A 26,712-nucleotide genomic window follows, 5' to 3' on the forward strand; every position below is an offset into this window, starting at 1 on the left:
TCAAAAATCCGAAGGGAGTTTGATGATGCGGCGATTCCATGCAGCGACGCGCCATAAGCGGACGTTGCCCGTGAGCGCCGTCGTTCCGGAATGAGCGATGTGCCGGAAAACGTGGAGACTTGCGATGGGTATCGAACAGCACGTCGTCTCATTTCTGACCTCCGTGGGGCGCAAACTCGCCACCGCGGAGTCATGCACGGGCGGACTGATGGCCGCCACGCTGGCTGCCGTGCCGGGAAGCGGTGGGTGCCTGGACGTCGGGTTCGTCGCGTATTCGCCCACGGGAAAGGCCGGTTTCCTCGGCGTGCGTGAAGAGACGATGGAGCGTTACGGGCTCACGAGCGAAGAGGTCGCGCGCGAAATGGCCGAAGGAGCGCTGGCGGCGGATGGGTGCAGCGCGGATGTAGCCGTCTCCAATACCGGGGTTGCCGACGCGGTCTGCGACGGCAATGGGCCGCCGGCCGGCACCCAGTGCTTCGGCTGGTCCTGGCGTCTTGAAGATGGGCGATGCGTGACCTTCACCGAAACCGAGCGCTTTGTGGGATCGCGCAACGAGATTCGCGCCGCGGCCGCTCAATACGCGTTCTCGCGTATTGAGCATTACTTCAACCAGCTTGCTCAGCAATCCGTATAGTCGCGACGTGGCGGCGTTTCTTGCGCGCAACCAAACCGGGTCATCAGCCGGCGAGCGTCGAAAGGGGCTTCGGTCTTCTGATCGTTGTCGAAATAGCAGTACACGTCGCGCGGCTTGCGCTCAGATGCACCGAGTTCCGGAGCGATGAGTCGCGCGTGCGCGGCGGATTTCCCCTCGCTCCATGCTCTGAAGCGGGCTTCCCATTTGTCCAGCGACGCGTCGCTGTAGGCGCCCGCATATCTTCCAGTTGAGCCATGCAGCCGCGCGTAGGTGAAGTCGGCCGTGGCGTCCTCGGCATACGGCCACGGCTCGGTGGAGTCGGACACCACGAGCGCGACCCGATAGCGTCGTAGCAGATCCACGAACGCAGGGACAACGAAACTCGCATGACGGATTTCGATGGCGTGGCGCATGGTCCGGTTCTGGTCGATGGTGAGCCACGGAGCCTTCACCCGCGCGTCGTGGCGCCTCGCCAGACGCAGTGCGGCTTCCGTGTCGGGCGGCAGCAGTGCGAGGAAGCGTTCGAGGCGCTCGACATGGAAGGTGTAATTTGGCGGGAACTGCCAGAGTAAAGGCCCCAACTTGTCGTTCAGTGCGAGCAACCCTTGCGCAAAGAAGTTCGCGCACGCAATGGTTGCCGTTTCGTCGCGGAAGCGCAGCATGTGTGTGAGGTAGCGCGCGCCCTTGATGCTGAAGACGAAACCTTCCGGCGTTTCGTCGCGCCAGTGCTCGAACGATGCCGGCGATTGCAGACTGTAGTGCGTGCCGTTAATTTCGATGGTCTGCACGGCGCGCGACGCGAAGTCGAGCTCGCGCTTTTGCGGCCAGCCGGGCGGATAGAACGTGCCGCGCCAACCATCATAGCGCCAGCCGGAAATGCCGATCCGCACTTTGCCCATGATGGTTTCCTCTTCGATCTTGCGAACGGGAGCACTGCCGCGCTTCATCCCAGTCGGGTGTTTGCTGACACTCAGCACAGCCTGTTCCCGCGCACCCAACGAAGACCTGACAGGTACGAGTCATGCGTAATGGCGGCCGCGGCGTCGTCACAACGAAAGCGGCTCGCTCGCTCGCAACACTCAGGCGCCAGGTGCGAACGCGCTCATGTCTGTGCCTCGCTCAAGAAGCCCTTGAGCATGTCGAGCGTATCCGCGTCCTCGACTGACTTGTCGGTGCGCCAACGCAGCATCCGGGGAAAGCGCACTGCGATGCCCGACTTATGCCGCGAGCTTGCCTGAATTCCTTCGAAGCCGATCTCGAACACCAGGGTTGGTGTGACGCCGTGCACCGGTCCGAACTTCTCAATTGTCGTCTTGCGCACGATTGCATCGACTTTGCGGATTTCTTCGTCGGTGAGTCCTGAGTACGCCTTGGCGAACGGCACCAGCGTGCGCACGCCGTCTGCTTCGTCCCAGACCGCAAACGTGTAGTCCGTGAAGAGGCTCGCCCGCCGGCCGTGACCACGTTGGGCGTACAGCAGCACGGCGTCGATCGAAAACGGATCGATCTTCCATTTCCACCACGTACCCGATGCCTTGGTACGTCCGACGCCGTACATCGATGTCCGCTGTTTCAGCATCAACCCTTCGACGCTGCGCGCGCGGCTCTCCTCGCGCAATTGCCTGATCGCGTTCCAGTCTTCGGCGGCCACGACCGGCGATACGCGCAGCAATTCGGTCGCGGGCGATTGCGACAACGACTGGACAAGCGCGTCGAGTCGCGCGCGTCGTATTTCGAGCGGTTGCGTGCGCAGATCGCGACCCTCGGCTTCGAGCAGGTCGTATGCGACCATCGCGGCGGGCGACTCGCTGAGCACCTTTCTGGTCAGCGACTTGCGCGTGATACGCGGCTGCAGACGCGCGAATGGCAATGGTGCACTCGCCCCCGGTTCCCACGCGAGAATTTCCCCGTCTATGACCGAGCCGTTCGGCAACGCAGCAGCCATCGCCTCCAGCTCCGGAAAACGTTCGGTTACGAGGTCTTCGCCCCGCGACCAGATCCAGACGCGTCCTGCGCGTTTGACGAGTTGTGCGCGAATGCCGTCCCATTTCCATTCGAAGATCCAGTCCGCGGTCGGGCCGAGCGTTGTGGGGTCGGCCTGCAACGGATGCGCGAGAAAGAACGGATAGGGCAAGCCGATGTCGGTGGCTTGCGGCGTGTCGGTGTCGTCGCCATCGGCCGAAGCGGTGATTAGCCGGAGATACCCGGCGGCTGTCGGTGTCTTGTGCGAATGCGTCCACCCGACGAAGCGCTGCGCGATGCGTTTGTGGTCGACGCCCGCGACCTGCGCGAGCGCGCGCACGACGAGCTGCCGTGAGACGCCGACGCGAAAACCGCCGCCGATGAGCTTGGTGAGCAAAAACCGCTCGCTCCAGTTCAGTTCGTCCCAGTAGGCGGTCAAACGCTCGCGTACGGCGTCCGGCTCGCTGCCTCGCAACGTCAGCAGGCGCTGCCCGACCCATTGCGCCAGACCCAGTTCCGATTCACGCGACGCTGGCGGCAGCACGTGCGCGATCGTCTCTGCGAGGTCGCCGACTGCCTGATATGACTCGTCGAACAGCCATTGCGGCAGGCCGGCGCAATCGCGTGCGCATTCGATCAGCATTCGCGTAGGCACCGACTGGCGAGGCTTCCCACCTGCGAGGAAGTACGCCGCCCACGCCGCGTCTTCAGGTTCGGCGCCGGAAAAATAGGCAACCAATGCTTCGAGCTTGTCGTTGGTGGACGTCGTCGCGTCGAGCGCTGCGTAGAGTGCCGCAAACCGTTTCATTTCGGCGCGTCCTCCGTCGTGGCGGCATCGGCGTCTGCCTCGATCGCGTCGCCGCCATATTCGGTTGCGAAGGTGCCGGCATCGAATCCATGTTCGAGAAGCCATCGCACCATCGGCTCGATGTAACCGTGCGTGACGATCACGCGCTCAGCGCCAGTTGCTTTGATGGCATCGTTGAGACCGGGCCAGTCCGCATGATCCGACAAGACGAATCCCCGGTCGACTCCGCGCCTGCGTCTCGCACCGCGCAAACGCATCCAGCCAGATGCCAATGCGTCGCGATGCTCGCCGAAACGCCGTGTCCACGCGCTGCCTTTCGCGGAGGGCGGCGCAATGATCAGCGCGTTTCTGAATGCGGCCTTGTCGTGCATCGGGATTTCGCCGACGCGTCGCGTCGCGGGCAAGTCGACTGCCGCATCACGATAGATTCGATTCAACGTTTCGACGGCGCCGTGGCAGAAGATCGGGCCGATGCCAGGGTCCACGCCGGCGAGCACACGCTGCCCTTTGCCGAAGGAATAGCAAAACAGCACCGACGCCAGCCCTTGGGCCGCGTTATGCCGCCACCAGGCGTTGATGCCGTCGAATACGGCATGCGACGGTTCCCACCGGTAGACAGGCAAGCCGAAAGTCGATTCCGTGATGAACGTGTCGCACCGGACCGGTTCGAACGGCGTGCATGTCGGGTCCGGTTCGATCTTGTAGTCGCCCGATGCGACCCATACACACCCGGCATGCTCGAGCCGCACCTGGGCCGAGCCGAGCACGTGTCCTGCCGGATGCAGTGACACGCGCACGCCATTGACTTCGATCTGTTCGCCGTACGGCAAACCCTGCACTGCGATACCTGGCAATCGGGTCTGCAGTACGCCGAGTCCCGCTTGTGCCGTCAGGTAGTGGCGATGACCAACGCGTGCATGGTCAGCATGCGCATGAGTAATGATCGCCCGTTCGACCGGCTGCCATGGATCGATGTAAAACGCCCCCGGCGGGCAGTACAGTCCCTCAGGAAGGGCAATGATCAAATCGGAGGAGGTATTCATGTCGTTGGGCTCGTCGCTCGCGACGATCGTGGAGCCTATGAGTGGGTTCACAAAGCTGGAGCCAGACATGTTCCCGGATCACTGCAGAATGCCGGCGCGGGCGCCACGCAGGGCGAACTTTTGCCGGCACGCGCGATGCGCTCAAGGCGATATTAACTGCGGAGATAGTCATGAGCGACCAAAGAAAGGCTGGAGAATGCGGCCAATCGGCGCTGCTGGAGTGCGGCGGGGTCGAATCACCGGGCGTGGGACTCGGGCGCACGCCTGAATTGACTTCAACGCCGGAGTTTTAAGCGTTGGCGCGGGGCTTCAAAAAATCTTCGCGCGGGGCCTTCAAAAATGCGCGGCGAGTCGATACAATGGCGACCCTTCGAGCCCACGAGGCGAGAAGAGACGGGATCTTTACGCGTCCCGAGTTGTATTGGATTGCCGACGTGGTGAAATTGGTAGACACGCTATCTTGAGGGGGTAGTGGCGAAAGCTGTGCGAGTTCGAGTCTCGCCGTCGGCACCAAAAATTGAATCGAGTATCGTGCGCGGAACTGCGTGGTGATACTGGTACGAATTGCATTCGCGCGCTTCTGCTGCGAATGGCGCAAGAGAGCCGGCTGATAAGCCGGCTTTTTATTTTGCGGGCAATCGTAAGGACTCCAGCATAGTTCCAGGCGAGCGCGCGGGAGTGCTTGCGAGGATGCGTGCGCCGCGTATATAATCGCCGCTCTTCGAGCAGGTCCGCAAGCTGACCTGTTCGATTCTGCGTCATCCCACTGGCGCAGAAGCCGTTCTGCATGGGGGTATAGCTCAGCTGGGAGAGCGCTTGCATGGCATGCAAGAGGTCAGCGGTTCGATCCCGCTTACCTCCACCAACAGAACGCGTGGCCTTCGAGCACGTTGCTTCATCATCCTGATTCACTTCCCCGCATCGCATCGAAATTCGCGCAGCCATTTTCAATGGATTGCATTCGCGCGCACCGTCACAGCGGTAACGCATGCGTCGACAGAATCTCCTTGAGCACCATGAAGCTGCGAACCTGCCGCACGCCCGGCAAGTACAACAACTGCTCCGCATGCAGCTGGTTGAAGCTTTCGTTGTCGCGCGTGCGCACCAGCATGAAGTAATCGAATTCGCCGGTCACGACGTGGCATTCCACACAGCCTGAAACCTTCTGGGCCGCTTTCTCGAATGCGGCGAACGCCTCGGGCGTCGAGCGGTCGAGCACGAAGCCGATCACGACCAGCATGCCTGCGCCGAGCGCCTTCGGGTCGAGCAGCGCGACGATTCCGCGTATCAGCCCTAACTCCTTGAGCCGTTCCACACGCCGCAGGCACGCGGGCGCACTGAGCTTCACCCTGGCAGCGAGGCTGACATTTGAAATCGATGCGTCCTGCTGCAAATGCCTGAGGATCGCGCGATCGATGCGATCCAATGCAGGCGGCTCATTCGGCGTAGCGGGAGAGTGTCTGGTTAATTTCATTGCGTCGTTTAACCGTTTTGCACATTAAAAGTTTTTCGAAGCCAAAACGAATGCTTTAAACGTAGGCCGTCGATATTTTTTTAGCAAGCTCATTTCGCGGCATCGCGCCTAACATTTCTCCATCGGATTGCGCGTTCCAGGCGCGTACCGACCGTTGACGACGCCCCGCATGAGCCGACCTCCCGGAGATATTCGATGAACCTCCAGCGTTTTCCCCGTTATCCACTCACTTTCGGACCCACGCCCATCCAACCGCTCAAGCGCCTGAGCCAGCACCTCGGCGGCAAGGTCGAGCTCTACGCGAAGCGCGAGGACTGCAACAGCGGACTCGCGTTTGGCGGCAACAAGACGCGCAAGCTCGAGTACCTGATTCCCGACGCGCTCGCTCAAGGTTGCGACACGCTAGTCTCGATTGGCGGCATCCAGTCGAACCAGACGCGTCAGGTTGCAGCCGTCGCTGCGCATCTCGGCATGAAGTGCGTGCTGGTCCAGGAGAACTGGGTCAACTATTCCGATGCCGTCTACGACCGCGTAGGCAACATCCAGATGTCACGCATGATGGGCGCGGACGTGCGGCTCGTGCCGGACGGTTTCGACATCGGCATTCGACCGAGCTGGGAGGAGGCGCTAGAGAGCGTGCGCGCGGCGGGTGGCAAACCGTATGCGATACCGGCGGGCTGCTCGGAGCATCCGCTCGGCGGCCTCGGTTTCGTGGGCTTTGCCGAGGAGGTGCGGGCGCAGGAGGCGCAATTGGGCTTCAAGTTCGACTACATCGTCGTGTGCTCGGTGACAGGCAGCACGCAGGCGGGCATGGTGGTCGGCTTCGCGGCGGACGGCCGGGCGGACCGCGTGATCGGCATCGACGCTTCGGCTACGCCGGAGAAGACCCACGCGCAAATCGCGCGCATCGCACGTCATACCGCCGGGCTCGTCGATCTCAACCGCGATATCAGCGACAAGGACGTGATTCTCGACACACGTTACGGCGGCCCTGAGTACGGGCTGCCGAACGAAGGCACGCTGGAGGCGATTCGTTTGTGCGCGCGGTTGGAGGGCGTGCTGACCGACCCCGTGTACGAGGGCAAGTCGATGCACGGCATGATCGACAAAGTGCGCCGTGGCGAATTCGAGCCGGGGTCGAAGGTGCTGTACGCGCATCTGGGCGGCGTGCCGGCTTTGAGCGCTTACAGCTTTATTTTCCGCGACGGCTGAGTTCAAACGCGGTTCGCTGGCGCGCGAGGCGGACGCCACGGTCTTTGACTTTGATCACGGTGTGCATCCGACCAGCACCAACGAGCGAAGAACCTGACGTTGTTGAAAGGCGTTACGACATGAGGCCGTAAACGGTTCGATGTTTGCGGCGTTGGCGATCGTCAGCGAAATGACGCCGTAACGTGAAGCACTTCACGCATAAGGCGTGCTGTGTAGTGTTTGATTAACGCGGTGGGTGCCACCACAATCATAAAGTCAGGTCGGGAACAAGCGCCGAGTGACTCACGGACTGACGGGCGGCTCCCTCCGCGTTCGCCCCCGGGGGGCACGTAGCGTATCCGCACTCCGGCTTCCGGATTGGAAGCGAAAATGGCTACCGTTCGGGACACTTCCAGATTCAGCCTTTTCCTGCACACCGGAATGGTCGCCCTGGCGTATTTCGCCGGTGCAAAGCTAGGCCTTTCCTATGCGGTAGTGGGCGGCGCAATCTCACTCGTATGGCCTTCCAGCGGCATCGCACTCGTTGCGCTGCTCGCACTCGGCATCGAAGTCGCCCCGGGTATTGCCGTCGGGTCCTTCCTCGCCAACGTGTCGAGCGGCGTGCCTGCTGCCGTGGCCGCGGCGATAAGCATCGGCTCCGTGGCTGGACCGTTGACGGCAGCGCTATTGCTCAACCGCGCGACACGATTCCGGATCACCCTTGCGCGCATCAACGATGTATTGGCCTTCATCGCCCTCGCTGCGGTGGCGAGTACGGGGGTCAGTGCGCTGATCGGCACGACCGCCCTGCTGGGAGGGGGACTCGTGCCTGCCGCCCGGTACGCCGCAGCCTTTCTGAAATGGTGGCTCGGCGACATGATGGGGGTTCTCGTCGTGGCGCCGGCCCTGTTCAGCCTCCTTACGTATTCAAACCCTGTGCGATCCGCACAGCGGATCATGGAAGCGTGCGGACTGATTGCTGCGACCTTTTGGGTGAGCTACCTCATCTTCGGTGCCCCGCAACTTGCGGGGCACGGCTACTACCCGGCAGCGCTCGCGATCTTTCCATTCATTATCTGGGCGGCGCTGCGCTTCGATCGCCTTGGCGCGAGCATCGTCACGCTAGTGGTCTCGGTCGTGGCTATCTGGGGCACTACCCACGGTACGGGGCCCTTTGCCGCCGAATCTCCTGTGGACAGCCTGGTGAGGTGGTGCGCCTTCGCGAACGTCGTGGCGGTGACGGGACTGCTGCTGGCGGCGGCACGCGCTCAGGAACAGGGCGCCCATGATCTGCTGCAGGCGGCCCACATCGAACTCGAGCGACGCGTGGAGGAGCGCACCGAAGACCTCGCGAAGGCGAACAACGAGCTAAAAGATGAGATGCAGCGACGCCGTTTGCTGGAGGGCGAGCTGATCCGGATCGGCGATCAGCAGCAGAGACTCATCGGCCAGGAACTGCACGACGGACTTGGGCAACACCTGACCAGCCTGGGACTGTACTGCGCGGCGTTGAATCAGAAACTGCAGACCCAGGGCCACCCGGCCGCCGCTGACGCCGCTACCGTCGTCGGCCTCGCGAAGCAGGCGTCCCTGATGACCCGCAGGATCGCCCACGGCCTCGATCCGGTCGCGATGGAATACGGCGGACTTGCGGACGCATTGCAAGCGCTGGCGGAGACGGCTGGCGCGCTCGATGGCGTAGATTGCAAGCTGCGGATCGCGCCGGATGTGGACTTGCTGGACCCGCTGCTGCAGATCAACCTGTACCGAGCCGCACAGGAAGCCGTCAACAACGCGCTGAAATATTGTCGTGGCCACCGCATCTGGATCGACCTCGAGCGGGCGGGCGGTCTGCAGACGCTCTCGATCAGCGACGATGGGGTAGGCATCGGCCCTGAGGAAATGGAGCGTGCCGCGGGTCTTGGACTGCACAACCTGCGCCACCGGGCGAGCCTTCTGGGCGGCTCCTGCACCGTGACCCGCAACGGCTTGGGCGGCACCACCGTCGCCATTAGCTATCCGCTACCGGAGGGTACTGGCCGTGCAGAGGAAATGCGCTAGCCCAGGCCGTGCGACTCAAATCCTGATCGTGGATGACCACCCCATCATCCGGGACGGGATGACGCTCTTGCTCAATCTGCAGGAGGATCTGCACGTCTGCGGTGCAGCGGGCAGCGCAGACGAAGCGCTCGCGGCGATGAAGTGTCTGCCCGACATGGCCATTGTGGACATCAGCCTGCAGACGGACTCCGGCCTCGAGCTGGTCAAGACGCTGCGGCACCGTTATCCGGATCTGGCAATCCTTGTCCTTAGCATGCACGACGAAAGCCTGTTTGCCGAACGCGCACTGCGGTCCGGGGCAAACGGGTATCTCATGAAACTCGAGGCCACGGAGCATGTCGTGAGCGCTATCCGCGAAGTGCTGGCGGGCAATATCTACATGAGCGCCGCCATGCACGAGAAGCTGGCGCGGGCGCTTGCCGTCCCACACAAAAAGGCCGAGAGCCAAATTGCGAACCTTTCGGAACGGGAATTCGAAGTTCTGCACCTGATCGGACTCGGCTTCAGCACCCGCGATATCGCAGAGAAGCTGAACCGGAGCGTGAAGACCATCGAAGCGCACCAGGCCAATATCAAGGAAAAGCTGAACATCCGTAGCGGCAAGGAGCTGACGCGCTTCGCCATTCAGTGGATCGAGAGCCAATAGGGCTGAGCCAGCCCGCCGAATAAGGCAATCCCCTAGCCTCTTTTAGGACAGGTGCCTGGTCCATGCACATGGAGTCGGCGCATACAGTCTTATCTACCCAACGCCGACGCTCTGTCGCCGGGCGTTTGCCGAAGCCGTGCAGCAGCAAGCGCATGGCGATGCGAGCCTGCGCGACGCTCGCTGTCGCAGCCCTCGAGCGCCGATAGTTTGCATATGTTCAACCCAGTCGTGCTCAAGGCAAGGAGGTTCGCCTTGAGCAAGATCTCGTTCGTTGCAGGAGGAATCATGAAATACCTTGCTCAAACTGTCGTTATCCTTACTATCGCGGCTGCTCCGGTGCTCTCGCTCGCACAGTCGAACGGCCCCGTGACAACTGAACAAGTTCGCGCCGAACTCGTCCAGCTCGAACAGGCTGGCTATCACGTCGGTGACGGCGACAATGCAAGCTATCCAGCCGATATCCAGGCTGCCGAAGCGCGCGTGGCTGCGCAGAACGGCGGGAGCAGTTACGGCGGGATGGTCAGCGGATCGTCAGCGTCTGGCGCGCCCGCGGCGGCCATTCCCGGTTTGAAGCCGGTTTACTTCGGTCAGTAAGACAGTGCGTCGTCGCACTGTCCTGAGTGGTCTCACAGCACGTCGCACCAACGCATCACACGTTACGCGAAAGCCCCTCTTCCGAATCGAGAGGGGCTTTTTGATTGCTTCGCGGGGTTTGGGGGAGAGAAGGCGAGGATCATCTAGGCGAGCAGCAGCAAGGCATCCGCGAGCGAGAGTACCGTGGTGCGCGAATCGAATGCGGTGGAGAACAGGTGTTCATGTACCACCGGATCCGGGTCATAGCAGCAATCCTTGACCGTGTACAGGCGGAAGTCCGCGTCGCTCGCATACGCGACCGACGACAGCACAACGCCCGTCGATGCAATGCCGACCATAATCAGCGAATCGACACCTTGTGCGAGAAGTCGTGCCTGCAAGTCGGTGCCGAAGAACACACTGGCCCGGTGTGCAACGATGACGGGTTCGCAAGCCTGCCGCCCTAACTCCGGCGGGATATGGTCGTCGACAAAGAGACCGAGTTGCTTGATTCCCTGCCCATTCTTGTTCAATGGGCTGACTTCTGGATAGCCCGGGCTGAAGCGGAGGTTGGCGAAATAAACGCTGACGCCTTTGGTCCGCGCCGCGTCGCAGAGCTTGCGCGTATTGGCAAGCAAGGCCGGCGCGACCGATGGGAAGAGCCCGAGAATGTCGGTCTGATAGTGCATGACGAGAAGCGCGGTTTGGGCCGGCGCGATTGGCGGGATCGACTCCATTCACAGTTCTCCTGTCTTTCGACACGCGGTTCATATTCACAACGCGAGAACGTCGAACGCGGAGAAGCGTGTATTGCGAACGCGACGTTCCACTGCCGTGCAAATAGTACATTATGTCGTCGCGCATGGTTAGCCATGCAGACGAAGTATCGTCTGCGTGTCGGTTTGAGTCGGTCCGCATTTTCGCCCGCAACAATTGCCGCCCCTGTCTGAGGGGACCGCCTTCCTGCCTTCTGAGCGATTCGGGCGCGCCAAGGTTGCTCAATGGCTCAGCTTCGAGCAGTACTACATCGAACCGGTCATCGGCTCCTTGCGTTTCTGGACATTGACGGGGCGGCTAAAGCGTAATGCTGCGATGGTCCCAGACAAACAGGAGACCGCCACGAAGGCGCTGCGAGCCCTCGATCGGTCCCTGACGGATGCGACCTTCCTGGTCGGTGACGGCCTGTCCATTGCCGACATATCGATCTACGCATATACCCACCTGGCAGGCGATATCGGTATCGACCTGCCAGCCTACCGTGCACTCGCTGCCTGGCTGTCGCGCGTCGCTGCCGAGATTGGTCCCAACACTCCCGTGCATCCTTACACCATCGATCCGCACGCCATCGTGCGTGACTAGAAGGCGCGCGAAGTTGCGAGCTGACGAATCGCGCGTCCAGCGATTGAGCGTTTGGTCTGCTTGGGAAATCGGACACCTGAGCGACCGCATCATCCGAAATCCCGCCGTTGGCGCACGGGGATAAAATCAGGATCCGACCGAATTCGACCTTCGAGCCGTTTCGCAGTGATACCGCCGATCAGGATATTGGAAGCAGACAACTCGCCTCGCAAAACCACATGAAAACGTCCATATTGGCCCTTCTGTTGTGCCTGTCTACGGCAATTGCACACGCCGCGGGAATAAAGTTCGCGCAGATTCCGGCTGATGCCGCCGGTCCGACGTTAAAAGCGATCGTGTGGACACCGTGTGCTGAGCCTGCCCAGGAGGTGCCGATCGGTCCATATGTCCTGAAGGGGCGGCGCGACTGTCCGACCGTTGGCGAAAAGCTTCCCCTCGTAGTCATTTCGCACGGCTATGCCGGATCGTACCTTGGCCACAGAGACCTTGCCGAGACGCTGGCCGAGGCGGGCTTTGTCGTGGCGGCAATCAATCATCCAGGCGATACATTCTCTGATATGACCCGGGCCGACGATATGTCTGTGTTCGTCGAGCGACCGACCGACATCAAGCGTCTTATCGATTACATGTTGAGCACCGCCCCCGACGCAGCCAGAATCGACCCGCAACGGATAGGCTTTTTTGGCTTTTCGCGCGGCGGCTACACGGGCCTGGTGTTGGCCGGCGGCAACCCGGATTTCCCGCACGCCGATATTACGTGCCCGGACCCGGGCGCCCCGATTTGCAAACAGGTTCGAAGTGGAGTGGTGTCCACCGAACACCTGACTCATGACGCACGGATCAAAGCCTTTGTGCTGGCGGACCCGTTCAATGCATTCCCAACCGCGGCGAGCCTGAAGAATGTGCAAGCGCCCATTCAGCTTTGGGCTTCCCAGTTCGGTGGCGCCGGCGTGCTGCCGCGCAACGCCGACGCACTCGCCAGGACCCTTCCTCACAGGCCTGAATATCACATTGTTTCCAGCGCGGCGCATTTTGCTTTTCTTGCTCCATGTCCTGCGGCAATGAAGAACAATGAGCCGGACCTCTGCGTCGATGCGAACGGCTTCAACCGGATAGTCTTTCACAAGCAGTTTGACGAAATGGTGCTCACGTTTTTTCAAGCGAATCTTCGGTAGATCCCAGCATGGTCCGGCGGACCGCACGTACCGGATGAGGCGGGCGGCGAGCGTCCATTGCACCTTGAAAGTTGCCGTTCGTGCGTGCTGGCAACCAGAACGCGCCGGCCGCATACAAACTCGCATCGCGCCGCAATATACGTTGCGATGCCGTTCGAGCTGGCGCAGCCTTAAATGCAACTGTTCGGCCATTGCCACCTGCCTGTCCGTTCAAGTCGCGGTCGGCCACTTTCGCCATTTGGACGCAGGCCATATGCGATGATGCCAATACTCACCACATCTGCGCCTCGCCATGCCATCATCCAGCGCAACACGAACGACATCGCTTGCGCTGAACAGCGTGGCCACCATACTGGCTTCGATGTTTTGCTTCGCTGTAGTGGATGCACTGGCGAAGACAGTCGCGCTGCAATATCCAGCAAATGAAGTCACCTTCTTCCGGATGCTCTTCGGTCTGGCGCCGGCAGTCGCGATGTGCCGCCGTGGGCGTTTTTCGATAACCGAGCGCCTGGCCAACATCGACATCAAAGGGCAGACTGCACGTGCGCTGACGCTCCTCGGCGCCTCAGGACTTTTCTTTGCCGGCTTGCCTTACGTCCCATTGGGAGAAGCGGTTGCACTCGCGTATTCGGAAACGCTAATCGTCATCCTGCTCGCGCCTTTGGTTTTGCGAGAGCGATTGACGGGAAGTGGAGTCGCCGCGGCGCTCGTCGGATTCTGCGGTGTGCTGCTCGTGGTGCGCCCGGGTGGCGGTCAGTCGAGCTGGCTCGGTCCAGTGTTCCTTCTCCTCAGTGCTTTCTTCGGCGCGCTGTCCATCGTCCAGATCAAACGCATACGATCTACCGACGACTCGGTGACGACGGTTCTGTTTTTCACCCTCGTAGGGACGGTCGTTACCGGTCTTACTGTCGTGTTCAACTGGCGCACCCCATCTGTGAAGGCGCTCTTGATCATGGCACTTCTTGGCGCGTTCGCGACCGCAGGTCAGATCTTGATGACGGTCGCTTTTCGCCAGGCGGACGTCGGGAAGCTCGCACCGTATAACTACACGAGCATCGTCTGGGCGGCGCTATTCGGTTACGTCATCTGGGGCGAGATGCTTCAGCCGCTGTCACTGGTGGGAATTGCACTCATCGTCGGCAGCGCCATTTCGGTCTCGGTCAGCCGGAAAGACAAGGAAGGACCGCTCGCCTGACGTGTCATCCGCCGGCGTTCGGCCGGGAGGCATGACGTAGGGTAGACACTCAACGCTGCCGATGGAGACTTTCGTTGACCGCATGCGAGCCATCGGCAAAGCCACCATCCTCGGACACCTCACCGGTATCGACGGTCTCCGGTGCCGCGCCCGTTTCTGCAGGCGGCAGCGGTCCGGCCGCGTCGTCGCCGAGCAAGGGGCGCTCGGGGTGCACGAACAGCCATAGCAGCGCACCGCAGGCGGCCGCCGCGCCGATCACGATCATGCCGCTTGCCCAGCTGTGCGTCACCTTGACGATCAACGCCAGCGTCATGGGGCCCGCGACGTTCGAGAGGGCGCCCCACACGTTCGTCCAGCCCGACATGACACCGGCGAACGCGCGCCCGAGATCCTGCGTGGCCGACCACACGACCACCTGCACGAATCCCACCGCGGCAAAAGAGAGGCACAGCAAGCCGATGACCATCGCCATCGATTCCGCACGCGAGGCCGCCGTCAATGCGAGCGCGCTCACGACGAATCCGGTCATTGCAACGGGCGTGCGCGCCCGATAGATCGAGCCGGTTTTTCGAAGCAGCCAGTCGCTGAATGCCCCCGCGACGAATACCGCCACGAACACGGCAACCCAGGGCAACGATGCGTACAGACCCATCGCCTTGAGCGATAGCCCGCGCGCACGCATGAGATAGGTCGGCAGCCACGTCGTGTAGAAGCTCTGGATCAGCACCAGCAGGAAGTACTGGACACCGAAGATCCAGAAGCGCGGCTGCTTCAGGCAGCGCCTGAGCGCACCCCTGGCTGCCACGCGCTCGGGTGGCTGGCCGGCGGCGATGTACTCGACTTCCGCCTTTGTGATGAGTGGGTGCGCCGCCGGCGTGTCGCGGTAGCCGAACCACCAGATCGCGCCGAGCAGCAGGCCCAGCGCGCCGAATCCGAAGAAAACGGCGTGCCAGCCGAACCGGGCGATGGTCCACGCCGTGAGCGGCGCCGAAACGATCGGGCCAAGATAGAGCCCGGCGAGCAGCAGGGCATTGCCTTTCGCACGCTCGCTGGCCGGAACCCAGCGCTTGAGCGCGACGACACTGCTCGACCAGTCCGCAGACTGCGCCCCGCCCAGCACGAGGCGGCATCCGAAGAGCCAGGCGAACGAGGTGCCCAGCGGCGTGGCGAGCATCATGAGCGACCAGAGCGTGCTCGTGCCGAACAGCACCTTGCGCGACCCGAAGCGCTCGGCAGCACGGCCGGCCGGTATCTGCCCGATTGCATACGCCCAGAAGTAGATCGTGAGAATCATCGACATCTCGACGATCGACAGGCCCAGTTCATTCTGGATCGTCGGGGCCGCGACAGCCATGGCCGTGCGGTCGAGCGTCATCACGAACGTCAGTGGCGCAACGAGCATTGCCACGATCTTCCAGCGGAGATGATTCACGGTGTGCAACATCCCTTGTATGAAAAACCGCGAATTACGCCTCGCGGTCGGCGTGATCGGGATCGGCGGCGTCGAACCCTTGCGGATCGCGCTCGGCCCACTGATGCGCCCAGGCCAGCAGCGGTTGCAATGCGGCCAGGAGCTTCCTGCCTTCGGCTGTCATGCGGTAACCGCCAGCGCCATGCGCGACGAGACCGGACGCCCGCAATTCCGCGAGCCGCGTATTGAGCAGGCGGGCATTCGTGTCGCACGCTTCCTGGAGTGCGCGAAACGTCAGCGCCTCGCCGCGAAGTTCCCACAGTATCCGCAGTGCGGTACGCCGCCCGAGCAGGTCCAGCACGACCATGATTGGCCGTCCGGTGGTCGAGCCGCGTACAGGTTGTCCTGGCCGTGGAATTTTCATGCTTTACTTTTTAAAGCATCGAGTTCGCACTGTCAACCGGCGACCGCGGAGCAGGCGCTGCGCCAATCCAGCGCTACGCGTGATGTGAAAAGCGCTGGCCGAGTTCGCGCAACCAGGCCAGAAAGGTGTTGATCGCAGGATCGTCGAGGCGTGCTTCGCGGACATAGCTGCAATAGCGCCATGCCGGCAGGGCGGGGCCGTCGAACGGGAAGACGAGACGGCCCTCTTTGACGTCGAGCGCGACGAGCGCGGTAGGTCCCATTGCGATCCCCAGGCCGTCGATGGCGGCTTGCAGGGTCAAATAAAAGTGATCGAGTTGCTGGGAATGGCGCGTGGCAAGCCCGGGGTGGCCGCTCGCGGCAAGCCATTCCGCCCAAAGGCCGGGATAGGTCGCCGTGTGAAGCAGGGTGTGGTGCGCGAGGTCCGAAACACGGTGTATCGGATGAGACTCCAGTACCTTGGGCGAGCACACCGGGAGCCGGACTTCCGATAAAAACTCCTTGACCGCATAGCCCGCCGATTGCTCGCTGCCGCGAATCGCCACGTCGCATTCGTCGCCGAGCTTTTCGATTGGCTCGTCCGAAGTCGTCAGCCGGACCTCCACTGCCGGATGGGTCAGCTGGAAGCTGGAAAGTTGCGGCAATAGCCAGCGCAACGCGAACGTCGTCGGCGCGTTGACCCTCACGATCTGTGCGCGCGTGGCCCGAAGCTGCTCACTGGTGGCCAGCGCGATGCGATCCAGCGCCGCCGATACCTCGGCCAGGTAGGCGCGCCCCGACGCAGTCAAGACGACCCTGCGGCCGCTGCGTTCGAACAGATCGAGTCCAAGCCAGTCCTCCAGTTGCCGAACTTGTCGGCTAACGGCCCCGTGCGTGACGCAAAGCTCCTCGGCCGCCATGGAAAAGCTCTCCGCGCGGGCGGCGGCTTCGAATACGCGCAGGGCGTTCAACGGCGGCAGACGACGCGACATCGACCGGATTCCTATGTGACTTTTCCTGACAAGTGCCGTGAGTTTACATCGCTTTTCGTGGCGGCGGAGTCGCCCTATATTGAGCCCCTTTGCAGCAGCTCCGGTTCTGGATCTGTTCGATTAACTCACCAGGGAAAATCTCGCATGTCGAATGTCGTCGTGGTCGGCGCGCAGTGGGGCGATGAGGGAAAGGGCCGGATCGTCGACTGGCTCGCGGAGAAGGCGGATATCGTCGTCCGTTACAACGGTGGCCACAACGCCGGTCACACGCTCGTGGTGGACGGCCGGACCTACAAGCTGGCGCTGCTGCCCAGCGGCGTCGTGCGCGGGAAGCTTGGCCTGATCGGCAACGGCGTCGCGCTCGATCCCGAGGCGCTGCTCGCGGAGATCGACCGCATGGCGGCGCTGGGTATCCGCGTCACGCCGGAGGTGTTGCAGATCGCCGAGACGGCCGCGCTGGTGCTGCCGGTGCATCGCGCGCTCGACGCTGCCCAGGAACGGATGCGTGCGAAGCCGCTCGGCACCACCTTGCGCGGCATTGGGCCGGCGTACGAGGATAAGATTGGGCGCCGCGGCCTGCGCGTGTGCGACCTGGCCGAACCGGACCTGCTGGCCGAGAAGCTCGACGTTCTGCTCGAGCACCACAACGCGTGGCTTCGCGGCTCGGGCCAGGCGCCATTCCCGCGCGAGCCGATGCTGAGCGGCCTGCTTGCCATGGCGCCGCGCATCCTGCCGTTCGTGGGCCGCGTCTGGGAACAGCTCGACCACGCCCATTCGTCGGGCAAGCGCGTCGTGTTCGAAGGCTCGCAGGCGATCATGCTCGACGTGGATTGGGGCAGCTACCCCTATGTGACGTCGTCGAGCACCATCGCCGCGGGCGCGGCCAGCGGGGCTGGCATCGCGCCGTCGCAACTGGGGCGGCTGCTTGGCGTCAGCAAGGTCTATGCGACGCGCGTCGGCGAAGGCCCGTTCACGTCGGAACTGGACGGCGCGCTCGGCGACGTGCTCCGGCAGCGCGGCGGCGAGTACGGGGTCAACACCGGCCGCCCGCGACGCTGCGGCTGGCTGGACACCGTGCAACTGCGTCAGAGCTGCAAAGTCGCAGGCATCAACCAGCTCGCGCTGACCAAGCTTGATGTGCTCGATGGCTTCGAGTCGGTGCAGCTCTGTGTGGGCTACATGCTCGATGGGGCGCGCATCGACTACATGCCATCCACGAACGCCGAGCAGCAGCGTCTGCAGCCGGTTCTCAGGCGCTTCGACGGCTGGGCCGGTTCGACCCGGGGCGTGCGCTCCTATGGCGACCTGCCGCCGCAGGCAGCGGCGCTGATCGAAGCGATCCAGAACGAAGTCGGCGTGCCCGCGGCGATGGTCACCACCGGCCCTGAACGCGACGATGCGATTGTCCTGCAATCCCCATTCGCGTAATGCCCGAATATCGGCCTAACCTTCGCTGTCCATCCTTGAACGGACTTCGGCAGCGGAAAGGTCGCGCTGATGGGTGGCAATCTGCCAGGTGTTTCCCCACGGATCTCTGACCATCGCGCGCCTGTCGCCATATGGCAGATCGGCAGGAATCTCGAGCGAGACCGCATTCGCCGCGATCGCTCGCTGGTAGGTCGAATCGGTGTCCTGAACGTAGACGTACAGAAATGCCGGCATCGGCTCGCGAAGTCCATCTGCGCCGCTAACCATCACGACGGAATCGCCGATCCTGATTTCGGCAGGCAACCCATGGCGAAATGCGCCTTGTGCCTGAAACACCGTCTTGATGAAGGCGACCAGGTTCTCCGCGTCGCGTACGACAATTCGGGGCGTAACGGTGTGCCATCCATCGGGCTGAAAATTGGCCATGTCGGGCAGCCTCGCAAGAGATTCGCCCGGGCATTCTGCGCCGGGTGCCCGATTGGCGCTAGCCGCGTTTGCGCAGCGGCTCGAGTAAGCCCTTCAGGCCGTTATGGTCCAGTTCCTGCATCAGCGCGAGCAGCCGGCCGATCTCGCCCGGCGGGAACCCTTCACGGGCGAACCAGTTGAGGTAATGCCCCGGCAGGTCGGCGATGAGCCGGCCCTTGTATTTGCCGAAGGGCATGGCGAAGGTGACGAGGCGTTCGAGGTCTTGGGCTTGCATGGCGGTATTGTGCACGGACTGGCGTTCGCGCGCGAATGCTACGAACGCAAACGTGGCAGGCGCTGTCGACATCGACTGACTTCGCTGCCCGAATTTCCTGTCAATTTGACCCGCGGCCCGCGCCGTTCCTCACGGCGTCCCGTTCGCGCAATGCACTGCAAACCCGGGCCGTTCGGCAAGCCGTTCGAAATATGCAGCAACAGCCGGCAAATGCGGATGCTCGAACGGCGTGCCGAACCAGCGGTTCACCGACAACCCAATGGGAATATCGGCAAGCGAGAATTGCGCGCCGGCGACGAACGCGCCGGTCGCCTGCAGCCGCGCGTCGAGAATGCGCATATGCCGGGTCCAGTTCTCGATGGAAAGGGAAATTTCGCCGGGCGCCTGGTGAGCCGGCGACGCTTTGACCAAGGCGAGAAACGTATAGCTCCACGAACGGTTGAGGTCGGTCGCCTGCCAGTCCATCCATTGATCGACGCGAGCCCGCTCGCACGCATCGGCAGGATAGAGATGCGCGCCGCCATAGCGGGACGCCAGATAGCGGATGATGGTGTTCGACTCCCACAGCACGAAATCGCCGTCCCTGATGACCGGCACGAGCGCGTTGGGATTCAATGCGAGGAACGCCGGCGTATGCGTCGAGCGAAAGCCCGAGCCCCAATCCTCGCGCTCGAAGGGCAGGTTTAATTCGACACAGGTCCAGAGCACCTTGCGAACGTTGATGGACGATGCTTTGCCGAGGATGTTGAGCATATCGAAAGGAAAGAAGAGGGAGCCGCGCCCGTGCACGATACGTCATGCATGTGGCCGCGGCCATGTACAGTTCCCCGAACATGCGCCGCTGCAGTTCCCGGCAACGCTTGCAATCCGCACGCAACCGGTGCATGGTTCAACGACTTTCCCCGGCTCGAACCAGGAGACTCGACGATGCCGCTCGCGCTATATGGACATCCGTTTTCCTCGTACACGCAGAAAGTGCTTATCGCGCTGTATGAGAACGACACACCTTTCGAGTTCCGCGGCGTCGGTCCGGATTCTCCCGAGCATACGGCGCAGTGGCTGCAACGCTGGCCGCTGCGCAAGTTTCCGGTGCTCGTGGACGGCGAGCGCAACGTTGCGGAAACCAGCATCATCATCGAATACCTGCAGCTCGCGCATCCCGGGCCGGCGCGCCTGCTGCCCGCCGATCCCGTGGCCGCGCTCGACGTGCGCTTTCTGGACCGCTTCTTCGACCTGCATGTCATGACGCCCGTGCAGCGCGCCGTGGATGGCGCGTTGACCGGCGACCCGGCGCGGCGCGACGAAGGGCGCGCCTTTGCCGAGGAAAAACTCGAGCTCGCTTATGCATGGCTCGAAGGCCACCTCGCGGGCAAGACGTGGGCAGCGGGCGAGGACTATACGATGGCGGACTGCGCCGGGTCTTCATCGCTTTTCTATGCTGACTGGACGCATCGCATCGCCCCGACCTATCCCGTCCTGCGCGCCTATCGCGAGCGCCTGCTCGCGCGGCCTTCGTTCGCGCGGGCCGTGAACGAGGCGCGGCCATATCGTCCGCTCTTTCCGCTCGGCGCGCCGGATCGCGATTGAAGCGATTCGTTCAGGGATGCGAAGTAAGCGCGGCACCATTGTGAAAGAGGCTTGCACGATGCCATGCAAGCCTCTTTCGCGTTACAGACACTAGATCAACCCACCGAAGGCTCACCTTCGCCGGACTGCTTGCCCGGGCGGTCGGCGGGCGACTGCTTGCGCGACTTGTCATCGCGCTCGGGCATGGCGCTGCGCTGGTCGTCGCTGTGCTCGGTGTGTTTCTGCTGGTTTTCGTTCGCTTTGCTGGCGCCCTGTTCATGGCGCTTCGGGTTGCTGGCGGTCATCGTTCCTCTCCCATTCCGGTAGGTCCGCCAGATCCCGCAAGGCTCGCGCCCGGCGCGCGAATACGTTCTACGCGCTTTCACGCTCCTTGAGCCGTTTGCGGTGCGCGGCCACTTTGGCGCGATTCCCGCAGATCGCCATGCTGCACCAGCGGCGCGCGTGCCCGCGCGTGTGGTCGGCGAACAGGAGGGTGCATTTCGGGCCTTCGCAGGCTTTCACGTGCGTGAAGTCCTGCTCGCCGACGAGTTTCGCCAGCGCCTCGGCAATCGGCATCAAGAGCGATTCCGGCGTTTTCCAGCGGCGACTCACGCGGTATTCGAACGTCGCCGCGCCGTCACTGCCGACCGCAACGACTTCGCCATAGCGGTCGTCACGCGCGAGCAGATCGTTGAGCGGCGCGAGTTCGCCCAGATCGGCGGCGGCGAGCGGCCGGCCTTTTCTGTCCCACACGAAGGACCTGAACCATTCACGTAGCGCGCGCGCCTCGCCCGCGACGGTGTCGAACCCGGCCGCGGTGAACTGCGCGCGCAGCGCAGCAAGCGCCGGCGCGGGGACCATGCCCGCCTGTGCGAGCCAGGACAGCAAACCTTCGCCGTCGGCGATCCAGTCGATGGGAACGTCCACCGGTGTGGCAACCGAGTTCAGGAAGTCGAGCCCCGGCGTGTCGGCCACGAATATCGCCGGTATGGGGCGGTAGTCCATTTTCTTGCCGCAAAAGGGTAATCAGGGTGCATTCAGTGTAACCGCTGAAATCATTCTTGACAAGTTACACCACGGATTAGTAACCTCATATACACGATCAACGCGGTTACATAAGGAGCGAAGCATGTCTCACGGTAAAGCGAGCTTTTCCGTTCACCTCTGGAGGAACCCATGACTGCCATTGCCTACCGCCGCGCCGATGTCGACGGCTACAACGTGTTCTACCGGGAAGCCGGGCGCGTCGGCGCGCCGAAGCTCCTGCTGTTGCACGGCTTTCCGAGCGCCGGCCACATGTTCCGCGACCTCATTCCGAAGCTGGCCGACCGCTTTCATATCGTCGCGCCGGATCTGCCGGGCTTCGGTCAATCGGACTTGCCGGACCGGGAGGAATTCGCATACACGTTCGAGAACATTGCGAAGGTGATGGCGCGCTTCACCGAGCGCATCGGCTTCGACCGGTTCGCGGTGTACGTGTTCGACTACGGCGCGCCCACGGGCTTTCGCCTCGCGCTTGCGCATCCCGAGCGCATCACGGCGATCATTTCGCAAAACGGCAACGCCTACGAGGAAGGCCTGAGTGACGGCTGGAATCCGATTCGCGCTTACTGGCAGGACGCGTCGCCGGCCAACCGGGAGGCACTGCGTGCGCTGCTCTCGCGCGAAGCGACGATCTGGCAATACACGCACGGCGTGCCCGATGCGTCGGCGGTGTCGCCGGACGGCTATTCGCTCGATGACTACTATATGAACCGCCCCGGCGCGCAGGAGATCCAGCTCGACTTGTTCCGCGACTACCGGAACAACGTTGCGCTCTACCCCGAATTTCAGGCGTATTTCCGCACGCATCGGCCGCCGTTTCTCGCCGTGTGGGGCAAGAACGATCCGTTCTTCCTGCCGCCCGGCGCGCAGGCATACAAGCGCGACTTGCCGCTAGCCGTGGTGCGCTTTTTCGACACCGGCCACTTCGCGCTGGAAACGCACGCCGACGAGATTGCCACCGCGATCAGGGAATTTCTCGAATGATGGGGACTCCTGATTGTTTGTGCGAAACGAACATCGGCCCGATGAGCGAAGGGCTTCGCGGCATTTGCAAACATGGCGGTTTTAATGCTTTAGTTAAGCTGCGGTTACACAGCCATGGCCTTCATTCATGTTGCATTGGATGTCTTGTGCCGACAACGGCACCAATTTCACGCTGAGGTCGTTCCGGAGCAAGCGACTAATATAGGAATACCGATTACCCGGTGCGTGAAGGAGTTGCAAACATGAAAAAGCTTGCGCTTATGTTGCTTCCTGTTCCGCTCGCCATGTTGGCTCCGGTCGCTCACGCGCAAAGCAGCGTTACCCTGTACGGCGTGATCGACGAAGCCTTTCAGTTCGTCCACAACGCCGACGCTCAGGGCAACAATCTGTATCGGATGCAAGGTGGCAATCTGCAAGGGTCCCGCTGGGGCTTGAAGGGAACGGAAGATCTGGGCGGCGGCCTGAAAGCGATCTTCCAGCTGGAAAGCGGATTCGACATCAATAGCGGCAAGATGGGCAACTACAACGGCAATACCTTGCTATTTGGCCGTCAAGCCTTCGTAGGATTGACGCACCAGCAGTATGGAACGCTGACACTGGGTCGCCAGTACGACCCGGTCGTCGACATGGTCCAGCCGCTTACCGCAGACAATTACTGGGGCAGCACCTTCACCACGCCGGGCGACGTGGACAACAACGACAACAGCTCTCGTACGAACAATGCGATCAAGTATCTCTCGCCGCAATTCGCGGGCTTCCAGATCGAAGGCATGTATGCGTTCGGCGGCGTCGCGGGCGCGACAGGTTCGCAGCAGACCTGGTCGGCCGCGGCGAGCTATGTGACTGGCTCATTCAGCATCGCGGCGGGCTACGTCCGCATGACTAACGCCAACTCCACGATTCCTCGCACCGGTTGGACCAGCACCTCGGACGGCACCTTCGACGGCGGTTTTCAGAACCTCGCCTATGAAACCGCCAAGTGGGTCGGCATTGGTTCCGTTGCCCTGCAATACGTGGCCGGACCGTTTACGTTCGGCGGCCGGTATAGCAACGCGCAGTACAAGGCGGACTCACAATCGCTTTTCCCATCCAACCAGCGCTACAACGTCGCTGCCGGTTTCCTGAACTACGCGGTTACGCCTGCGTCGCTCATCGGTGTTGGCTATACGTGGACGCACAGCGCGGGCGACACCTCGGCGACCTATAACCAGGTCTCGCTGGGCGGCGACTACAACCTCTCCAAGCGTACCGACGTGTACCTCGTCGGCGCGTGGCAGCACGCCAACGGCACGCAGCGCGTACCGACCGCAACGGGTTCCATCCTGACCACCGCGGTCGCTTCCGTGGCGGACTATGGGCTGAACGGCAACTCGAGTTCGCAAATCATGGTGAGCCTCGGCATCCGCCACAAGTTCTGATTCACTGCAGCCTTTCTTCTACGCCCGCCGCACCGCATGGCCGTTCCGGCCGTGCGACGGCGGGCGCTTCATGGCGCCTGCCTGTCTCTATGGGCGACGGTAGGACCATGGTCTGATTGTCTTCGCCGTGCCGTTCCCACATCATTGAACAGACCACTGCGCCGGTTGCACGGCGCGGTGTTCGTCCCGCATTCGGGCGTCGTGCCGAAGGCACGACCGTCATTGTCCAATCTCCCGCCGATAGCAGCAGGCGTAATCGGCGCGATCTCGCACGCGCTCAAGGAGTTGATATGGATACCTATATAAATTGTCGGACCGGCGCCCTGTGCGCCGCCGTGCTGCTTTTGATGAGTGCCGCGCAGGCAACGCCTATTGCGTATCCCGCGAAGGGGCAGAGCGCGCAGCAACAGCACTCGGACGAATCGGCATGCTACTCGTGGGCCAGGAGCAACACGGGCATTGACCCGAAACAGGTCGCGTCGACGCCACCGCCGCCTTCGGGGCCGGCGGTGGGCGGCGGCCAGCGTGTCCAGGGCGCGGCGCGCGGCGCGGCGGGCGGCGCGGTGATCGGCGCGATCACCGGCGATGCGGGCAGGGGCGCGGCAGTGGGCGCGGCGGCCGGCACGATGGTGGGCGGCTCACGCGCGCGCCAGGAACGGCGTGCCCAGCAGGCCAACGCGCAGCAACAGCAGCAGGGCGCGATCGACACGTTCAACCGCGCGTTTGCCGCGTGTATGCAAGGGCGCGGCTACACGGTGCAGTAGTGCGCCGTGCATGGAGTGGCCTGAGGCGGCGTAAGACCAAGGTCCGATTTGTCCTGTGCGCCGCGTCTGCGACTATGTAACTGAACGATGAGCAACGATGTGCGAGCAACGTCTCATTCCCGCGTGACGTTCGATCCGCATGCGTGAGTGCCGTGTCCGGGCTGTCTAAACTCAATGGAGGACAACAATGAAGCGACGGATTTTTGTGCTTACGGCGGCGACCGCGGCCGGGCTCGCTGCAGCGGGTTGCAGCACGACCACGAGCAGTGGGACGAGCGGCGCGACCGATGCGGCGAAACGCCAGGAGATCGATGCCGCCGTGGACGGCACGATGTCCCGGCTGTTCTCGACTGTCCCGGGCTCGCAGGAACTCGTTTCGAAGTCGCAAGGCGTGCTGGTCTTTCCATCGGTCGGCAAGGCAGCGTTCATCATTGGCGGGTCGTACGGCCAGGGTGCGTTGCGCGTGGGCGGATCGACGGTCGGGTACTACAGCACGGCGGCCGCTTCGTTCGGCTTGCAGGCAGGGGTGCAGTCCACTGCCGTGATCTTTCTCTTCATGACGCAGGACTCGCTCGACAAGTTCCGCAACTCGAAGGGCTGGTCGGTTGGCGGCGATGTTGCCGTTGCGCTCGTCAAGGTCGGTGCGAATGGGCAGATCGACACGCGAACCGCAACGGCGCCGGTCCAGGCGATCGTGATGACCAATACGGGCATCATGGCCGATGCGTCGGTCGCTGGCACGAAGGTGACGAAGCTCGATCTGTAACAGGAGGTCGCGATGTCGTACCTCAAATGGGTTGTTTCAGCCGTCATCGTTGCCGCGGCGCAGCTTGCCGCGGCTCAGGGCCAGACGACGGCCAACGTGACGCACGAGCCGGGCAAGGCAACCGTCACCGGCATGCACAAGGTGACGGCGACCATCACGAAGATCGACGCCGATACCCGCACCGTCACGCTCAAGCGTCACGACGGCAAGCTGGTCGAAGCCGAACTGGGACCGGAAGTCAGAAACTTCGATCAACTAAAGGTCGGAGATGTCGTGACGATGACCTATAAGGAATCACTCACGCTGAGCCTGAAGAAGGGAGGCGACGGCGAGACCTCGGTGCAGGAAACGCCGCAGGTCGAGCGTGCGGCTGCCGGCGAGAAGCCCGGCGGCATGGTGGGGCGTGAGGTGAAAGTCACGGCGAATGTCGTAGCGGTCGACACCAAGACGAAAACGGTCACGCTGATGGGCCCCGAAGGGGGAACGATGGATCTGCGGGTCGAGGATCCCCAGCAGCTTGCAAACGTGCAGGTCGGCGATCAGGTCGAGGCAGTGTATACGGAAGCGTTCGCCGTATCCGTCAAGCCTGCACCACACAAGTAGTCGCGCATGGAGAAGCCGCTTGCGCTCAGGATGCCGGTCGGCGCGCACGGCGGCGCCGCTCTGGCTGTCCTCACCGGTAACCGAACGCTAAGTCAAATGAACACCGTGACACGATCCGTGGCCGTCGTCGACGACGAGGAGTCGGTCGGGCGAGCGATCCAGCGCCTGTTGAAGTCGGTCGGCATCGACTCCGACGTGTACACGAGCGGCGAGGCATTTCTCGACGCCCTGGCGGCCGCGGCGCCTCACGCGCCCGTGTGCGTGGTCCTCGATATCCAGATGCCCGGCATCAACGGTATCGAGGTACAGCGTCGGCTGGGTGGCACCGGCATCCAGTGCATCGTGATTACGGCGCACGACGATGCGCGCGTGCGCGAGCAGGCACAGGCAGCCGGCGCGGTTGCGTACCTGCGCAAGCCGTTCGACGACTCCGCGCTCATCGGCGCGGTCCATGCGGTGCTGGGCGTGCCGCCGCCGGGCTGACGCCCCGCATGCCGAATCGGTACAGCGACG

The 26,712-nt window shown here is 62.6% G+C and carries 29 protein-coding genes and 2 tRNA genes; 18 read left to right on the plus strand and 13 right to left on the minus strand.

The genetic code is table 11. The annotated features are described in order from the left end of the window. Positions 1 to 124 precede the first annotated feature (124 nt). Positions 125 to 634: a CinA family protein gene (locus ACOJB8_RS04225; RefSeq protein ID WP_342949773.1), complete on the plus strand. Its 510-nt coding sequence runs from the start codon at positions 125 to 127 to the stop codon at positions 632 to 634. On the opposite strand, the gene ACOJB8_RS04230 is transcribed toward ACOJB8_RS04225, so the two are convergent. The 3 genes from ACOJB8_RS04230 to ACOJB8_RS04240 form a co-directional block, all read right to left on the minus strand. Continuing rightward, a complete protein-coding gene (locus tag ACOJB8_RS04230) occupies positions 619 to 1,533 on the minus strand; it encodes a DUF72 domain-containing protein (RefSeq protein WP_069263102.1) in 915 nt (304 codons plus the stop codon). The two genes, ACOJB8_RS04225 and ACOJB8_RS04230, sit on opposite strands and share 16 nt — an antisense overlap. Positions 1,534 to 1,736: 203 nt before the next feature. Beyond that, positions 1,737 to 3,404 carry an ATP-dependent DNA ligase gene (locus ACOJB8_RS04235; RefSeq protein ID WP_342949774.1) on the minus strand — a complete coding sequence of 556 codons (1,668 nt, stop codon included), beginning with the start codon at positions 3,402 to 3,404 and terminating at the stop codon, positions 1,737 to 1,739. Beyond that, entirely contained in the window at positions 3,401 to 4,447 is a 1,047-nt protein-coding gene (locus tag ACOJB8_RS04240; RefSeq protein WP_475011116.1) for a ligase-associated DNA damage response exonuclease, read from the minus strand. The genes ACOJB8_RS04235 and ACOJB8_RS04240 overlap by 4 nt, the downstream gene beginning before the upstream one ends. A 428-nt stretch (positions 4,448 to 4,875) precedes the next feature. On the opposite strand from ACOJB8_RS04240, the gene ACOJB8_RS04245 reads away from it, so the two are divergent. Next, positions 4,876 to 4,960, plus strand: a tRNA-Leu gene (locus ACOJB8_RS04245). Positions 4,961 to 5,236: 276 nt separating this feature from the next. After that, positions 5,237 to 5,312, plus strand: a tRNA-Ala gene (locus ACOJB8_RS04250). A gap of 108 nt (positions 5,313 to 5,420) precedes the next feature. On the opposite strand, the gene ACOJB8_RS04255 is transcribed toward ACOJB8_RS04250, so the two are convergent. Continuing rightward, positions 5,421 to 5,921: an Lrp/AsnC family transcriptional regulator gene (locus ACOJB8_RS04255; RefSeq protein WP_342949775.1), complete on the minus strand. Its 501-nt coding sequence runs from the start codon at positions 5,919 to 5,921 to the stop codon at positions 5,421 to 5,423. Positions 5,922 to 6,116: 195 nt separating this feature from the next. On the opposite strand from ACOJB8_RS04255, the gene ACOJB8_RS04260 reads away from it, so the two are divergent. The 4 genes from ACOJB8_RS04260 to ACOJB8_RS04275 all read left to right on the plus strand — a co-directional run bounded on the left by ACOJB8_RS04260 (position 6,117) and on the right by ACOJB8_RS04275 (position 10,413). Then, positions 6,117 to 7,133, plus strand: coding sequence for a 1-aminocyclopropane-1-carboxylate deaminase (locus tag ACOJB8_RS04260; RefSeq protein ID WP_069263105.1), 1,017 nt, complete (start codon positions 6,117 to 6,119; stop codon positions 7,131 to 7,133). A 369-nt stretch (positions 7,134 to 7,502) separates the two neighbouring features. After that, positions 7,503 to 9,173: an MASE1 domain-containing protein gene (locus ACOJB8_RS04265; protein ID WP_475011119.1), complete on the plus strand. Its 1,671-nt coding sequence runs from the start codon at positions 7,503 to 7,505 to the stop codon at positions 9,171 to 9,173. A gap of 28 nt (positions 9,174 to 9,201) precedes the next feature. Continuing rightward, the gene (locus ACOJB8_RS04270; protein ID WP_342949778.1) at positions 9,202 to 9,819 is read left to right on the plus strand and encodes a response regulator transcription factor; all 618 of its coding nucleotides are present in this window, start codon (positions 9,202 to 9,204) and stop codon (positions 9,817 to 9,819) included. A 285-nt stretch (positions 9,820 to 10,104) separates the two neighbouring features. After that, positions 10,105 to 10,413 (plus strand): DUF4148 domain-containing protein, encoded by a 309-nt coding sequence (locus ACOJB8_RS04275; RefSeq protein WP_069263525.1) that lies wholly within the window; start codon positions 10,105 to 10,107, stop codon positions 10,411 to 10,413. Positions 10,414 to 10,556: 143 nt separating this feature from the next. Here ACOJB8_RS04275 and ACOJB8_RS04280 read toward each other — a convergent pair whose 3' ends face one another. Further along, a complete protein-coding gene (locus ACOJB8_RS04280) occupies positions 10,557 to 11,129 on the minus strand; it encodes a cysteine hydrolase family protein (RefSeq protein ID WP_141710623.1) in 573 nt (190 codons plus the stop codon). Positions 11,130 to 11,325: 196 nt separating this feature from the next. Here ACOJB8_RS04280 and ACOJB8_RS04285 point away from each other — a divergent pair, with 196 nt between their 5' ends. From ACOJB8_RS04285 to ACOJB8_RS04295, 3 genes are all read left to right on the plus strand, one after another. After that, the gene (locus tag ACOJB8_RS04285) at positions 11,326 to 11,751 is read left to right on the plus strand and encodes a glutathione S-transferase family protein (protein WP_368602736.1); all 426 of its coding nucleotides are present in this window, start codon (positions 11,326 to 11,328) and stop codon (positions 11,749 to 11,751) included. Positions 11,752 to 11,969: 218 nt separating this feature from the next. Then, complete coding sequence (locus tag ACOJB8_RS04290; protein WP_475011233.1) at positions 11,970 to 12,926, plus strand: alpha/beta hydrolase family protein; 957 nt, start codon at positions 11,970 to 11,972, stop codon at positions 12,924 to 12,926. Positions 12,927 to 13,218: 292 nt separating this feature from the next. Continuing rightward, the gene (locus ACOJB8_RS04295; RefSeq protein ID WP_475011121.1) at positions 13,219 to 14,121 is read left to right on the plus strand and encodes a DMT family transporter; all 903 of its coding nucleotides are present in this window, start codon (positions 13,219 to 13,221) and stop codon (positions 14,119 to 14,121) included. 49 nt (positions 14,122 to 14,170) lie between these two features. Here the strand turns inward: ACOJB8_RS04295 and ACOJB8_RS04300 are convergent, their stop codons facing one another. The 3 genes from ACOJB8_RS04300 to gcvA all read right to left on the minus strand — a co-directional run bounded on the left by ACOJB8_RS04300 (position 14,171) and on the right by gcvA (position 16,926). Beyond that, entirely contained in the window at positions 14,171 to 15,553 is a 1,383-nt protein-coding gene (locus ACOJB8_RS04300; protein ID WP_368602734.1) for an MFS transporter, read from the minus strand. 34 nt (positions 15,554 to 15,587) lie between these two features. Continuing rightward, positions 15,588 to 15,899, minus strand: a complete 312-nt coding sequence (locus ACOJB8_RS04305) for a winged helix-turn-helix transcriptional regulator (protein WP_475011122.1) — start codon at positions 15,897 to 15,899, stop codon at positions 15,588 to 15,590. Positions 15,900 to 16,029: 130 nt separating this feature from the next. Further along, positions 16,030 to 16,926, minus strand: a complete 897-nt coding sequence (gene gcvA, locus ACOJB8_RS04310; RefSeq protein WP_475011123.1) for a transcriptional regulator GcvA — start codon at positions 16,924 to 16,926, stop codon at positions 16,030 to 16,032. A 144-nt stretch (positions 16,927 to 17,070) separates the two neighbouring features. Between gcvA and ACOJB8_RS04315 the strand changes: the two genes are divergently transcribed. Beyond that, the gene (locus ACOJB8_RS04315; protein ID WP_475011125.1) at positions 17,071 to 18,354 is read left to right on the plus strand and encodes an adenylosuccinate synthase; all 1,284 of its coding nucleotides are present in this window, start codon (positions 17,071 to 17,073) and stop codon (positions 18,352 to 18,354) included. 15 nt (positions 18,355 to 18,369) lie between these two features. On the opposite strand, the gene ACOJB8_RS04320 is transcribed toward ACOJB8_RS04315, so the two are convergent. The 3 genes from ACOJB8_RS04320 to ACOJB8_RS04330 form a co-directional block, all read right to left on the minus strand. After that, positions 18,370 to 18,780 carry a VOC family protein gene (locus ACOJB8_RS04320; protein ID WP_368602731.1) on the minus strand — a complete coding sequence of 137 codons (411 nt, stop codon included), beginning with the start codon at positions 18,778 to 18,780 and terminating at the stop codon, positions 18,370 to 18,372. Positions 18,781 to 18,838: 58 nt separating this feature from the next. Beyond that, positions 18,839 to 19,054, minus strand: coding sequence for a DUF3820 family protein (locus ACOJB8_RS04325; protein ID WP_069263529.1), 216 nt, complete (start codon positions 19,052 to 19,054; stop codon positions 18,839 to 18,841). A gap of 129 nt (positions 19,055 to 19,183) precedes the next feature. Further along, positions 19,184 to 19,807, minus strand: coding sequence for a glutathione S-transferase family protein (locus ACOJB8_RS04330; RefSeq protein WP_475011129.1), 624 nt, complete (start codon positions 19,805 to 19,807; stop codon positions 19,184 to 19,186). A gap of 174 nt (positions 19,808 to 19,981) precedes the next feature. Between ACOJB8_RS04330 and ACOJB8_RS04335 the strand changes: the two genes are divergently transcribed. Further along, a complete protein-coding gene (locus tag ACOJB8_RS04335) occupies positions 19,982 to 20,641 on the plus strand; it encodes a glutathione S-transferase family protein (protein WP_475011130.1) in 660 nt (219 codons plus the stop codon). A gap of 95 nt (positions 20,642 to 20,736) precedes the next feature. Here the strand turns inward: ACOJB8_RS04335 and ACOJB8_RS04340 are convergent, their stop codons facing one another. Together ACOJB8_RS04340 and ACOJB8_RS04345 are read right to left on the minus strand one after the other, a co-directional pair. Beyond that, positions 20,737 to 20,925, minus strand: coding sequence for a hypothetical protein (locus tag ACOJB8_RS04340; RefSeq protein ID WP_368602728.1), 189 nt, complete (start codon positions 20,923 to 20,925; stop codon positions 20,737 to 20,739). A 67-nt stretch (positions 20,926 to 20,992) separates the two neighbouring features. Then, a complete protein-coding gene (locus ACOJB8_RS04345; protein WP_475011131.1) occupies positions 20,993 to 21,625 on the minus strand; it encodes a CGNR zinc finger domain-containing protein in 633 nt (210 codons plus the stop codon). A gap of 171 nt (positions 21,626 to 21,796) precedes the next feature. On the opposite strand from ACOJB8_RS04345, the gene ACOJB8_RS04350 reads away from it, so the two are divergent. The 6 genes from ACOJB8_RS04350 to ACOJB8_RS04375 all read left to right on the plus strand — a co-directional run bounded on the left by ACOJB8_RS04350 (position 21,797) and on the right by ACOJB8_RS04375 (position 26,682). Next, positions 21,797 to 22,648 carry an alpha/beta fold hydrolase gene (locus ACOJB8_RS04350; protein ID WP_475011132.1) on the plus strand — a complete coding sequence of 284 codons (852 nt, stop codon included), beginning with the start codon at positions 21,797 to 21,799 and terminating at the stop codon, positions 22,646 to 22,648. Between the two features lie 242 nt (positions 22,649 to 22,890). Continuing rightward, the gene (locus ACOJB8_RS04355) at positions 22,891 to 24,066 is read left to right on the plus strand and encodes a porin (protein ID WP_475011134.1); all 1,176 of its coding nucleotides are present in this window, start codon (positions 22,891 to 22,893) and stop codon (positions 24,064 to 24,066) included. A 347-nt stretch (positions 24,067 to 24,413) separates the two neighbouring features. Next, on the plus strand, positions 24,414 to 24,830 hold the full coding sequence (locus ACOJB8_RS04360; protein ID WP_256094611.1) for a glycine zipper family protein: 417 nt from the start codon (positions 24,414 to 24,416) through the stop codon (positions 24,828 to 24,830). Between the two features lie 187 nt (positions 24,831 to 25,017). Further along, positions 25,018 to 25,596, plus strand: a complete 579-nt coding sequence (locus tag ACOJB8_RS04365) for a BPSL1445 family SYLF domain-containing lipoprotein (protein ID WP_475011135.1) — start codon at positions 25,018 to 25,020, stop codon at positions 25,594 to 25,596. Positions 25,597 to 25,608: 12 nt separating this feature from the next. Continuing rightward, positions 25,609 to 26,199, plus strand: a complete 591-nt coding sequence (locus ACOJB8_RS04370; RefSeq protein WP_342948604.1) for a hypothetical protein — start codon at positions 25,609 to 25,611, stop codon at positions 26,197 to 26,199. A gap of 96 nt (positions 26,200 to 26,295) precedes the next feature. Next, a complete protein-coding gene (locus ACOJB8_RS04375; RefSeq protein ID WP_342948605.1) occupies positions 26,296 to 26,682 on the plus strand; it encodes a response regulator transcription factor in 387 nt (128 codons plus the stop codon). Positions 26,683 to 26,712 lie beyond the last annotated feature (30 nt).

It is taken from the genome of Paraburkholderia sp. BR10141 (assembly GCF_056155635.1).